The sequence below is a fragment of the Bacillota bacterium genome, assembly GCA_024655925.1.
GTDB lineage: Bacteria > Bacillota > DTU025 > DTU025 > JANLFS01 > JANLFS01.
On the sequence record JANLFS010000062.1, the window covers coordinates 1 to 11,905 of the forward strand.

The following is an 11,905-nucleotide window of genomic DNA, read 5'->3' on the forward strand; positions in this document are numbered from 1 at the left end:
CTTCCCGCACCCTACTCTAAGATTACACCGCCGCAGCCGCGGCCCATGCAGGTCAGACCCCTTTCTCGATGAGATCCGAGGTGCCCGACGCCGGCTCCTCCGGCTCCTCTCGGACAACCTTGGCCTTTGCGTAAGTCTTGAACACACGGGTGACCTCCGCCCGGACCTTCGTCCCCATCAGGCGGCCTGCGCCCTCCACGTCTATGACGTACCCTTCGATTCTTGCGATCCCGTTCTTGGCGTTGGCCATGTGGGGTTCCTCGATTGTCACCTCTATCACGTCCCCGACCGACACCGGCAATGCCTTCTTCTCGACGTCCTCGCGGGTGCCCACGGCGGCGACTACGATGTCCTCTACGCACTGGTCAAAGCTGCCCTTTACGTAGAGGGCCTTGCCGGTCTGTTCCTCGAGGGCCGCGAGGTTGGAGCCACCCGATCCGATCAAGACCGCAGCAACAGACGGGTGGATCAGAACAAGCATTGCCGGCTGATCCGTGGCCTGGGCTTCTTTCTTGATGGCTCTCATGGCCCTGAATGCGAGAGTCTCCTCTGAAAGGATTCTTCCCCTCCCCTCGCACGTGGGGCATGTCTTCATCAGAGATTCCACCAGCCCCTGTTGCACTTTCTTCCTGGTCATCTCCACGAGGCCGAGATGCGTGAAGCCTAAGACTGACGCCTTGGTCTTGTCGCGTGCGAGCGCCTCCTCGAGCTGCTTAATGACCATCTTCTGGTGGTTCTCGTCGTCCATATCTATGAAATCCACGACGATTATCCCGCCGATGTTTCGGAGCCTCACCTGCCTTGCTATCTCCTGAGCAGCCTCCAGGTTCGTCTTGAGGACGGTATCCGCAAGGCAAGTAGTCCCGATAAACTTCCCGGTATTCACGTCGATGACTGTAAGCGCCTCGGTATGGTCGATGACGATGTAGCCCCCGCACCCGAGCCATACTTTCCGCCTGAGAGCACGAGCGATCTCCTCCTCGAGCCCGTAGGAGTCGAAGATGGGCTCTGGTCCGGCATGGAGCGAGACCCTGCCCCTCATGTTCTCGGACACCATGGACAGAAGGTCGGTGATCTTCTTCAGTTCCTTGGGGTCGTCCACTATGAACTTGTCGACTTCCTCTGTGAACTGGTCACGCACTAGCCTGTAGACCAGGTCGTAGTCTTTGTGGAGAAGGCACGGCGCCTTGGCTCTTCTGGCCTTGGCCTGGATCTTTCTCCAGAGCTTCGTGAGAAACTGGATGTCCGCTGCGATCTCCTTGTCATCTCTGCCCTCGGCGACGGTGCGGACTATCACGCCCATTCTCTTGGGTTTGGCCTGTTGGGCGATTTTCTTGAGCCGGTCCCGCTCCTCGTCCCTCTCGATCCGCCTGGATATGCCCACATAGTCTACAGTCGGCATCAGCACGACATATCGTCCGGGAAGTGTGATATCGGTAACCACTCGAGCCCCTTTCGTACCTATGGGCTCCTTGGTAACCTGCACCACTATCTCCTGCCCGGGTTTGAGGATGTCCTTTATCGACTTCGACTTCTTGGGGACCGGGATCTCCTCTCCGTCCGCTTCTCGGACTACTCGGTGCTCCTTTCCGTTCCTTCCTGCGAGTGCATCATCCACATATAAGAAGACATTCCGTTCGAGGCCAACGTCAACGAAAGCCGCCTGCATACCCGGAAGGACGTTCTCGACCTTGCCCTTATAGATGTTCCCGGCGTATCTGGGATGAACCGACCTTTCAATGAACAAGTCGACGAGCGCACCGTCCTCAAGAATCGCAGCCCTCATTTCCCCGTTGTCCGAATTGACAACGATTTCTTTGCGCATCCAAACTCAACTCCTCGGACCGCCTCCCCGCGGCGGTCGCCAAATCTTCACACTCGGAATCCATCGGGGACACCAGGTCCCCGTTTTCCACGTAGTAGAGCCCTGTCCGGTGTATGGGAACACGCCCGACCACATCTGGATTTGCGCCGCCGGCCTCGCCCGCCCCCGAAACCGTTGCCAAGTGGGCGATCAGGTCCTGGGGTCTCAGATTGGCCCTCCCACCGGACCTGCACACGAACTCGAGGATGCCTTCGTGACACGAAAGCGACCTCACAAGAGGCCGAAGGTCCACGCGCTTCCTTCCGCTCTTGGTCTTGACCGGGGCTATGGCGGTTTCCCCCTCCATAAACTCCTGCGCCGCCCCGCACAACTCCGGGCGCACGAAAGCCCTGTATGACGCATACTCTATCCGGGACGCGAGGGATGCCCGGCTAATGACTCTCCCTGCCGCAAGTGCCGACAGTCCGGGCGGCAGTGCCTGCTCGAGTGCGGAGAGGAGGTTCGCCGGAGACACTGGGGATCTCAGCTCTAAATCCACATACTCGGCTTCGCTTGTGATCCCTACTGCGAGTGCCGAGCCAAAGGACATTTTGGGATGGGGATGATACCCCTCAGTATAGGATATGGGCACCCGCGCCCGTCTGACTGCCCTCTCCATCGCGCGGACGAATTCCAGATGCGAAATGAACCTCGCTTCTTCCGTTTTGGCCATGCGGACCCGCACCGAAACTGCAGAAGTCTCTCCGGTCATGCCCCCGCCTCCTTTCCGAGGAGGCGAACTCGGACATCTCCCCCGCACACCCCGCACCGGGAGCACGGCCCTTCCCTGCAGTCGGGAGTTAGCTCGCCTCGCGCCGCCCGCTCTGCCTCACGAAGCAGGAATCCCTTGGCGACGCCCATGTCGATGTAGTCCCAGGGAAGCGGCTCGTCGGGGGCAAATACTCTGGTGGCGTGAGCCGAGGAGTCCACGCCCTCCTCTGCGAAAGCCTGCTCCCACAGGTCCGGTCTGAACAACTCGGACCATCCGTCGAAACGGCATCCCAAGCGCACGGCGCGCTCAACCACCGGGCACAGACTCCGGTCCCCGCGCGCAAAGGTGGCCTCAAGGTGGCTCGCCCGTACGTCGGGAAAAGACACGGATATTCCCCGCACACGAAGGCGGTCCCTCAAGTAGTGCTGCTTGGCTTTCAGCTCCTCGGTGGTATTCTGCCCAAACCACTGGAAGGGCGTGTGCGGTTTGGGGACAAATGATGAGACGCTTACGTTCACCCCCACCCGGCCGGCCTTCCCGCGCCCCGCCGCGATCCGCCTTCCCGCTGACAGTACCTTCTTCGAAAGGTCCGCTATGCCGCCGATATCCTCGTAGGTCTCGTGCGGCAACCCTATCATGAAATAGAGCTTGACGTTCTCCCACCCGGATTCGAAGGCATCCGTCACGGCGGACATGAGGTCCTCCTCTGTGACTCCCTTGTTGATTATGTCTCGAAGCCGTTGAGTTCCAGCCTCCGGAGCGAAGGTGAGCCCAGTCCGCCTGGACTTCTGGACTTCTCTGGCCAGGGCGATGGAAAACGAGTCCACTCTGAGCGATGGGAGGGAGACAGCCACGCCTTCATGGCCATACTTCTCCACAAGGTTCCGCACCAGTTGTGCCACACCTGAGTAGTCCGCAGTGGACAACGACAGGAGCGACACTTCCTCATACCCAGACGAACTCAGGAGAGCGTCTGCAAGTTCGCACAGGTTCGAGACGCTCCGTTCTCTAACAGGGCGATAGAGCACACCTGCCTGGCAGAACCGGCATCCCCTGGAGCACCCCCTCATAACCTCCAACGCGACCCGGTCGTGAACGAGTTCCATGAAAGGCACTATGAACTTGCGTGGGAAAGCTGCCCCCTCGAGGTCCGCAACTACCCGCCTTCTGACCGGGTTGCCCAATTCCGGGCAATGGACTCCAGGGAGAGACGCAAGCTCCCTGATAAGCTCGCGTCTGGGCGTGCGCGCGTGCCTTGCACGTGCAACCACGTCCATGATCTCGGTGATGACTTCCTCGCCATCACCCACCACCACCAGGTCGAAGAAGGCTGCGACCGGTTCAGGGTTCACAGCACAGGGACCACCTGCGATGATTACAGGGTCGTCTTCCCCGCGGTCGCGGGAGCGGAGGGGGATTCCGGCAAGTCCCAGCATCATGAGGACATTGGTATAGGTCAGTTCGTATTGGAGGGTGAACCCTATTACGTCGAATTCCCGCGCGGGAGTGAAGGTCTCCAGGCCATAGAGGGGCACGGCATGTGCCCTCATCTCCTGCTCCATATCGGGCCACGGCGCGAAGGCGCGTTCCGCCACCCACTCTTTCCTGGCGTTCACCACATCGTAAAGTATCTTGAATCCCAGATAGGACATGCCTACTTCGTACACATCGGGAAACGCCAAAAGCAGGGAGGCCTCAGCCTCCGCGTGGTCCTTCCTGACCGCGCCCAGCTCGTTCCCTTCGTACCGGGCCGGCCGGGTCACATTGGGCAGTATTTCGGTTCGCACAATGTCCCGTATCAATAATGCTCCTCGCCTTCGTTTCTCCAGCCCGACGGGCCGGACGACCTTGAGCGCCCACCAGAGACCGCCGCCCGGAGCGGGACATCCACTCCAAGTTCGAGCGCTCTTTCAACCAGTTCCATTTCGTTTATCCGGCCGATTTCTCCCCGGCCAGGCGCAAGCACTGAGATAATCAAGAGATCAGACCCACTCAGCATGTCCAGCACGCGCCGTATGGGAACGCCCTCGTGGACCGCAATAACTCGGGCGCGCATTGTCCCGGCCTCCTCGAACGCGGCCCGCTTCCGTACGGCTGAGCGCAGTGGAGAGAACCCAGCCGCGCGCCCTTCTCTCCTTGCACCGAGCACGATGAAAATCCCGACTGCGGGCACAACCGGATTCAGAAGCCCAGCCACCGCCCCCGCTACGCCGCCTGCCGCCACCAGCCAGCCAAGCGCGATAGACAGTCTCACCACACGCGCAGTGGCCTGCGCGACGCCCAACCTCTCGGCGAGCAGGGCCCGGAGTATCCTCCCACCATCCAGAGGAAGCGCAGGCAACAGGTTGAAGACTGCCAAGGCCAGGTTGATCGCGATGAAGAACTCCGCTCTCTCGCCCCTGCCAATCCCCGACCGGAGGAGCATGTATGCAATACCCGCCAGCACCAGGCTGTTCATCGGCCCGGCCATGGCGACCGCCGCCTCCACCTCAGGCTCGAGTTCGATCGGGCCATCGAGCCTGGCGACCCCTCCGATCGGCGTGAACTCAATCTCGAGCACCCTCAGACCGAACCCGGATGCCACCGCGGCGTGGGCCAGTTCGTGCAGGATCAGGCAGGCGAACACCGTCGCCCAGTCGATGAATGCCCCAGCATACGCGTAGGCTGCCACGACCAGGAGGAGCAGGGGGTTGACCGTCAAGCCCACACCGAACAGTCGAACGCCTCGAAAGCCGCCCATCGTAAGGCCGAACACCTCTCACCGAGGCCGTGTCGCAGTACATGGCGACAGCGGGCATCTTTGGGCCCGCAGCCTCACGATGAGATTATACTGGCCTCCGGGCATCCCTAGAAGAGGATCTTCTGCCTCCTCATGTGGATGTTCTGCAACAGCGCTATCCCGAGCATGGTGGCTATGAGTGAACTCCCTCCCGCGGAGAGGAACGGGAGCGGAATCCCGGTACACGGAGAGACATTCATCGTCATCCCGGCATTGACGAAGATGTGGACCAGCATGGTCGATGTTATCCCCACCGCCACCAGGCCGCCGAACCTGTCCCTTGCCCCGCCTGCGATGGCGTATCCACGGAACACGATGAAGAACAGCATTCCGAGCACCGTGGCCGCCCCGAAGAACCCTAGTTCCTCGGCGATCACAGAGAAGATGAAATCTGTGTGGTGGGCGGGAAGGAAGTTCAGTCTGGCCTGCGTGCTCTGTCCATAACCCAGACCCAGAAGACCACCGGATCCTATCGCGATGACCGACTGGATGATATTGTATCCAGCTCCTGTCGGGTCCATTCCCGGATTGAGGAATACCAGAATCCTGAGGCGCTGGTACCCGTCGAGTGCGAAGAAGTAAGCGGCGGGCGCTGCAACCAACAGGCCTCCAGCGATGATCAGAACGAGAAGCCTCGGGTTCGCCCCGGCTGCATAGAGCATGGCAAAGAGCATCGGGGCGAAGACAAGTGCGCTTCCGAGGTCGTTCTGGGCTACCACCAGACCCATCGGGACCAAGACAATGACGCATGGCACAATGAGACTGCGAAGCGTTGAAAGGTTCTCGCGCTCAGCGAGATAAGCCGCAAGCGCTACCACCACCCCTATCTTGGCGTACTCAGACGGCTGGATGGCGAGAGGCCCCAGCCGTATCCAGGCAAGTGCCCCTTGAGTCCTCGTACCCAGGAAGAACACGGAGATGATGAAACCTATGCTCCCAGCATAGATCCACTTCGCGAGACGTGCCAGGTACCGGTAGTCGATCCCAATTACCAAGAATGACGCGGCCAGCGCAAGCGCGGCCGCCAAGGCTTGCTTCTTCACAAGGGAATAGGGGTCTCCCCCGGTGAGACCCGGGTTCGCCCTGGTAGCGCTGTATATCATCGCGCACCCGAACAACACACACACCGCGACAGCCGCGGCTAGAGGGTAATCGAGGTTCCGGAGGAGCCTCCTCTCTGGGACCATGGACAACCAAGCCTCCCGGTGGGCCTATCTCGCAGGAGCAGCTTCACGCTTGACCTCTCTCACAGGTATGCTCGCCACGATGGCCACGGAGGAGTCGGACCGGTCAAACTCCACCCGCATGTTGCCCTCGTCTATTTCCATATACCTGCCTATGACCTCTATTAGATCGCTCCTCAGTTGCTCCATGAGCCCCGGGGATATGGCCGCGCGGTCATGCACCAGGACAAGCCTAAGCCTGTTCCTGGCAGACTCCCTGCTGGTTCCGGTCTCCATTCGTCCGAAGAGCCGCGCGAGAAACTCCAACATGCGGCATCTACCCCCTCGCAAGTCCTACCCATCTCATCAACTTGTTGAACAGCCCTTCGTTCTCGGTTGTAGCCGCAATGGGGAGATCATTCCCCATCAGCCTGGAGGCTATGTCCCGGAAGGCCCGCCCCGCCTTGGACCTTTCATCCAGTGCCACCGGCTCCCCGCGGTTGGTTGAGACTATCACGCTTTCGTCGTCTGGGACGACCCCGAGAAGGTCGCACCCTAGAAGCTCCAGGATATCGTCGACATCCATCATGTCCCTGCGACGGACCATGTCAGGACGTATCCTGTTGATGACCAGGCCACGGTCGCGGATGTCCTCAGATTCAAGGAGGCCGATTATGCGGTCAGCGTCTCTTGCGGCAGACATCTCAGGGGTGGTGACCACCACAGCCCGGTCAGCCCCGGCAATGGCGTTCTTGAACCCCTGCTCGATCCCGGCCGGGCAATCCACGATCACGAAATCGTACTCCTCTCGCAGTTCCTCGGCAAGTGCTCTCATCTGTTCCGGGGACACAGCTGACTTATCCCGGGATTGCGACGCCGGGAGCAGGCTCAGGTTCTCCAGTTTCTTGTGACGGATCAGTGCTTTGCGCAGACTGCACTTGCCCTCCACCACATTGACGAGGTCGTAGACTATGCGGTTCTCGAGGCCCAGCACGATGTCGAGGTTACGCAGCCCGATATCCGCATCTACCAGGGCCACTTTAGGCCCAAAAGAAGCTATTGCCGCCCCGATGTTCGCCACGACGGTGGTCTTCCCGACGCCGCCTTTGCCGGACGTGACAACGATGACAGTTCCGCTCATGCACCAAACACCATCCCCGAATGAGATGTCCAAGGCTCTATGATAATCGAACCTTCGCGGACCAGTGCCACCTCCGGGCCCTCGGGGGCCTGCACTTCGTCGTCTGGGGCTCGTGTGATTTTGTCGGATATCCGCAGCTGTGTAGGCATGAGCCTGAGAGCCACCACCCGTGCGTTCACGTTTCCCAGAGACCCCGCATGAGCGACCCCGCGGAGAGCCCCGAAGACCACTATGTCCCCGGTGGCTGAGACTTCCGCGCCAGGGTTCACGTCCCCCATGACCAGGACATTCCCGTCGAAAGTCACAGATTGGCCCGCTCGGAGAGTACGGCGAATCATAACCGTATCCGCACGCCTGGGCAAGAGATCGGGGTCTATCCCGGACACGACCGGAGCGGGTGCCGGGGGCTCACTGGGCTCGGGGCGGACACGGCCGCGCCCCGCCGGCTCGTGCTCAGTCTCGGAAACCGAAAGTCCGTAGTCTTCCAAGATCGCAAGGACCTCCTGCACAGTCTCCGGCGGCACCACCGCGCCCCTGGTCTCTACCGTGACCTTGGCGCCCGCGTAGAAATCGCCGGAATTGTCGAGTTTTTGTCTCAGGAGGGCCTTGAGGCTGTCCACACCCTGTCGGGCGTTGAGAACCAGCCGCAGGCCTTTGCGAGTGCCTTTGAAGATGATCTCCTGAGGCTTCAACCGGTTGACCTCCATCCTAGCAGCCATTCGTCTTCCTTATTCTCCGAACCCCATGCAAATCCTTCCGCGACAGGCTACTCAGGCCTCTCAGGATTCGCCGCCAATCGAGATCCATCGAAACCGGCCCCCAAGCCGAAGTAGGCCTCCATTACCGCCCGGGCCACTGGAGCGGCCGCCGACCCGCCTCCTCCGCCCTGTTCAACCAGGACAGCCACCACGATCTCTGGGTTACTCGACGGCGCCCAACCAGCGAACCAGGCGTGCGGATCACCCGGCGGCGCTTGGGCCGTTCCTGTCTTGCCCGCCACAGTTACCGGGAACCCTGCGAACGCCGCCGCAGCAGTCCCGACGCGCGTCGTGTCCACCATGCTCCTGTGAAGGAAGGACCATGTGGACTCTGGAAGATCGACGGTCCGGGCGACCTTCGGCGTGCTAGTGAACGTCACTTCGCCGCCTGCCGAGACCTGACGGACCAAGGTGGGCTCATACATCGTGCCCTTCATCGCGATTCCGCCGTAGGCCACTGCCATCTGAAGCGGTGTAGACGTTATGCCTTGCCCGATCGCGTAGTTCAGCCTCTCCCCCGCCGTGAACGAGCGGGACGAAGAGTCCGGCACCGACCCAGCGACCTCTCTCGGTAGGAACTTCAGGCCCGTTGGGCTTGCGAACCCAAACTCCCGTGCCGCCTGGGCCATCAGGTCCACCGAGAGCCTTCTGCCCAGTTCGTAGAAGACGATGTTGCAGGAGTTCGCTATCCCCTCGTGGAGGGTCTGATAACCATGACTGCGCCCGTAATCCCACACGGAGCACTTCTTGCCGTAGTACCTCGAGGCCACCTCCGGGCTGCAGAGGAACTTCTCGGAAAGACTCACCAGCCCGGCCTCGATGGCGGCCACAGCTGTGAAAGGTTTGAACGTGGAGCCCGGAGGGTACGCCCCTGATACCGCCCGGTTGAACAGGCCGGACACCCCGGAGCTCAACTGTCTCCACCGCTCGTCAGAGATCCTGGGGACGAACCAACCCGGGTCGTAGCCTGGTTCAGTGGCCATGGCGATAATCTCGCCACTTCTCGGGTCGATCGCGACAACCGCGCCGGCCTGGGCCTGCCGGTACCGGCCTTCAGCCCTGATCGCGGCGAGTTGGGCCCGGAGTGCATCCTCGGCAGCCCGCTGCACCCTCGCGTCGACAGTGAGGGTGACTGTCGACCCTTCTATAGGTTCCTTGATCCCCACAGTGCCCACCGGCCTGGCCAGTGAATCGATCTCCACTTCCGTCACGCCGTCTTGGCCCCTAAGGTACCTCTCGAACTCCCTCTCGATGCCGGACTTGCCTATCCGATCCCGGCCTTTGTAACCGTCAGAGGCGAGTTCCTTGAGTTCCTCCGCACTTATCTGCCCCACGTACCCCAGGATGGGTCCGGCTAGAAGGCCCATCGGATAACTTCGATAGGGCTCTTCCTCGATGATTACCCCCGGCAACTCCACCCGGCGCTCCGCGACTTTCACCACGAGCTCGGGCGAGGCGTCCTCCACCAGCCGGGCTGGCTGGTAGGGGATACCGTACCTGCCTTCGGTCTGGCCCGCGATTTTCTTGGATATCTCCTCGGCCGGCATCTCGAGTACCGACGCGAGCCTCTCGATGACTGCCTCCCTATCTCGGAACTCCTGGGGGACCGCGGATATGGTATAGGCCATCCGGTTCGAAGCGAGAACCTGCCCGTTGCGGTCCAGTATGGCGCCGCGAGGGGCAGATATGGGGAGAAGCGCCGTCCTGTTCTGGGCGGAGCGTGCACGGTAGTAGTCGCCCCGCACTATCTGAAGCTGCCAGAGCCTCGCGACAAGAACCACCAGTATGCAGAAGGCCAGGACCTCGAAGAGCCGAAGCCTCCGCTCGAACTGGGTCTGCTTGCGGACCATTGGCACCAACTCCAGGGGTCAGACTTCGGAGACTCTAGCGTACGGCCTCGCCCTGTTGCGCGGTCTGAGATAGACACGGTGGTACAGCCAGATGCCGGCGACGCAATTCAGCGATGCCATCCACGGCATCACGACCAGCACGGCCCTGCCCAGATCGACGTGAGCACCAAACGAGCCCACTATGAACAGGTAGATGGCTTCCCGGAGCACGGTTCCGGCAACTATCACTACCCCGGGAGTGAATAGGTTCTCACGGAAAAGCCTCGGCTCCCAGAACCCGACGAGGGCAGCCACGGCCATGTCTGCGCCTGCATTCGCGCCGATGAACTGCCCGGTCATTGCGTCCTGAAACAACCCGCCCACCAGGGCTGTCACGACCCCTGCAACCGTACCTCGTGTCAGAGAGACCACGATGGCCAGGACTAGCACCAGATCTGGCCGGACCTTGCCCGGGAAGAGTGAGGGCCAGACCGCCGCCTGGATCGTGAGGGCCGCAAAGAGCGCAGGGGGAACCCATATCCTTCTCATTCGGCTTTACCCTCAATCCGCTCTAGGAGCACCAGGACCTCCTCCAGCCTCTCGAAATCCACCCTGGGGCGGACATATCCGATGCTGGACACACCGTACTTGCCCTGCTCCACAGAGACCACGTCCCCGATGACATGCCCACGCGGGTAGATCCCCCCAAGCCCGGAGGTGATCACAACGTCTCCCACAGCGAGATCAGATTCGGCCCCGAGTGGCCGTGCCACGCAAAGCCCAGACCCATCGCCGAGACCCTCCACCACCAGGAGGTCCCTGGACCGCGTGTTCAGCCCGCCTATGGCACTCCTCCCGTCCACCGCGAGAAGCACCGCAGCAGTCTTGGGGGTGACGGACGTAACCCGCCCGACCACACCTCTAGGGTCTATGACAGCCATACCGTTTCTGACCCCATCTGCAGAACCACGGTCCACGACGATCGTGGAGAGCCAGTTTCCTGGGTCACGAAAGGCCACACGAGCCCCGAGCGTCCTGCCGGGCATGGATGATTTCAGATCTAGCAGGGCGCGGAGTCTTTCGTTCTCGCGGGCCGCCTCCGAGAGAGCCAGGTTCTCGCTCACGAGCCGATCCACCTCTCGTGCGAGCCGCTCATTCTCGGCTTTCGTGGCCCCGATAGACGAAACAAAAGAGGCCCACGAAGAGACCCACGTCCCGAATCTGCTTCCGAGCCGGGCGACGGGGGCAAAAACCTCCCGAGCAACTTGCTCGGCGAGGGTGAGCCTCTGCCTGTCTCTAGCGGTGAAGTACACAAGGCACAACAACAGGACCACGCACGCCCCTGTGACAGTGGCCCTCCGATTGGAGAAGAATCGATGCATGGGGGATCAACTCCAAGCCCCCGATCTACTTGAGCCTCCGCGACGAGATCAGCACTCTCTTGAGCAATTCCAGGTTCTCCAGGGCAATGCCAGTTCCTTTCACGACGCACGTCAGAGGGTCCTCAGTCACGTGGACCGGCATACCCGTCTCGTCCTGGAGCAACTTGTCGATGCCACGAAGCAGTGCACCGCCACCCGCCATCACGATGCCTTTGTCCATCACATCCGCCGAGAGCTCGGGAGGAGTTTTCTCCAGAGTCATCCGGACCGACTCCAC

Annotated in this window: 12 protein-coding genes; all 12 read right to left on the minus strand. The window is 61.2% G+C overall.

Annotation, left to right across the window (positions count from 1 at the left end; translation table 11 throughout):
* Window positions 1–52: 52 nt before the first annotated feature.
* Window positions 53–1,825: an Rne/Rng family ribonuclease gene (locus tag NUW23_10295; GenBank protein ID MCR4426559.1), complete on the minus strand. Its 1,773-nt coding sequence runs from the start codon at window positions 1,823–1,825 to the stop codon at window positions 53–55.
* Entirely contained in the window at window positions 1,767–2,576 is an 810-nt protein-coding gene (locus NUW23_10300) for a TIGR03936 family radical SAM-associated protein (GenBank protein MCR4426560.1), read from the minus strand. The genes NUW23_10295 and NUW23_10300 overlap by 59 nt, the downstream gene beginning before the upstream one ends.
* The gene (locus NUW23_10305) at window positions 2,573–4,378 is read right to left on the minus strand and encodes a TIGR03960 family B12-binding radical SAM protein (protein MCR4426561.1); all 1,806 of its coding nucleotides are present in this window, start codon (window positions 4,376–4,378) and stop codon (window positions 2,573–2,575) included. The genes NUW23_10300 and NUW23_10305 overlap by 4 nt, the downstream gene beginning before the upstream one ends.
* Window positions 4,375–5,316: a M50 family metallopeptidase gene (locus NUW23_10310; protein MCR4426562.1), complete on the minus strand. Its 942-nt coding sequence runs from the start codon at window positions 5,314–5,316 to the stop codon at window positions 4,375–4,377. Before NUW23_10310 ends, NUW23_10305 begins: the two co-directional genes overlap by 4 nt.
* 107 nt (window positions 5,317–5,423) lie before the next feature.
* A complete protein-coding gene (gene rodA, locus NUW23_10315) occupies window positions 5,424–6,542 on the minus strand; it encodes a rod shape-determining protein RodA (GenBank protein ID MCR4426563.1) in 1,119 nt (372 codons plus the stop codon).
* Window positions 6,543–6,566: 24 nt separating this feature from the next.
* Complete coding sequence (gene minE / locus NUW23_10320; protein MCR4426564.1) at window positions 6,567–6,848, minus strand: cell division topological specificity factor MinE; 282 nt, start codon at window positions 6,846–6,848, stop codon at window positions 6,567–6,569.
* Window positions 6,849–6,855: 7 nt separating this feature from the next.
* On the minus strand, window positions 6,856–7,659 hold the full coding sequence (gene minD / locus NUW23_10325) for a septum site-determining protein MinD (GenBank protein MCR4426565.1): 804 nt from the start codon (window positions 7,657–7,659) through the stop codon (window positions 6,856–6,858).
* On the minus strand, window positions 7,656–8,351 hold the full coding sequence (gene minC, locus NUW23_10330) for a septum site-determining protein MinC (GenBank protein ID MCR4426566.1): 696 nt from the start codon (window positions 8,349–8,351) through the stop codon (window positions 7,656–7,658). The genes minD and minC overlap by 4 nt, the downstream gene beginning before the upstream one ends.
* 74 nt (window positions 8,352–8,425) lie before the next feature.
* Window positions 8,426–10,267 (minus strand): penicillin-binding protein 2, encoded by a 1,842-nt coding sequence (gene mrdA, locus NUW23_10335; GenBank protein MCR4426567.1) that lies wholly within the window; start codon window positions 10,265–10,267, stop codon window positions 8,426–8,428.
* A gap of 18 nt (window positions 10,268–10,285) precedes the next feature.
* A complete protein-coding gene (gene mreD, locus NUW23_10340) occupies window positions 10,286–10,795 on the minus strand; it encodes a rod shape-determining protein MreD (protein MCR4426568.1) in 510 nt (169 codons plus the stop codon).
* Window positions 10,792–11,628 (minus strand): rod shape-determining protein MreC, encoded by an 837-nt coding sequence (gene mreC / locus NUW23_10345; GenBank protein MCR4426569.1) that lies wholly within the window; start codon window positions 11,626–11,628, stop codon window positions 10,792–10,794. Before mreC ends, mreD begins: the two co-directional genes overlap by 4 nt.
* A gap of 25 nt (window positions 11,629–11,653) precedes the next feature.
* A partial coding sequence (locus tag NUW23_10350; protein MCR4426570.1) for a rod shape-determining protein occupies window positions 11,654–11,905 on the minus strand: 252 nt, incomplete at its 5' end.

Excerpts from the sequence above, each read along its gene's own strand:
- minD (MCR4426565.1), bottom strand. The coding sequence starts at position 7,659 with ATGAGCGGAACTGTCATCGTTGTCACGTCCGGCAAAGGCGGCGTCGGG.
- mreD (MCR4426568.1), bottom strand. The coding sequence starts at position 10,795 with ATGAGAAGGATATGGGTTCCCCCTGCGCTCTTTGCGGCCCTCACGATC.
- mrdA (MCR4426567.1), bottom strand. The coding sequence starts at position 10,267 with ATGGTCCGCAAGCAGACCCAGTTCGAGCGGAGGCTTCGGCTCTTCGAG.
- rodA (MCR4426563.1), bottom strand. The coding sequence starts at position 6,542 with ATGGTCCCAGAGAGGAGGCTCCTCCGGAACCTCGATTACCCTCTAGCC.
- minE (MCR4426564.1), bottom strand. The coding sequence starts at position 6,848 with ATGTTGGAGTTTCTCGCGCGGCTCTTCGGACGAATGGAGACCGGAACC.
- NUW23_10295 (MCR4426559.1), bottom strand. The coding sequence starts at position 1,825 with ATGCGCAAAGAAATCGTTGTCAATTCGGACAACGGGGAAATGAGGGCT.
- NUW23_10300 (MCR4426560.1), bottom strand. The coding sequence starts at position 2,576 with ATGACCGGAGAGACTTCTGCAGTTTCGGTGCGGGTCCGCATGGCCAAA.
- mreC (MCR4426569.1), bottom strand. The coding sequence starts at position 11,628 with ATGCATCGATTCTTCTCCAATCGGAGGGCCACTGTCACAGGGGCGTGC.
- NUW23_10310 (MCR4426562.1), bottom strand. The coding sequence starts at position 5,316 with ATGGGCGGCTTTCGAGGCGTTCGACTGTTCGGTGTGGGCTTGACGGTC.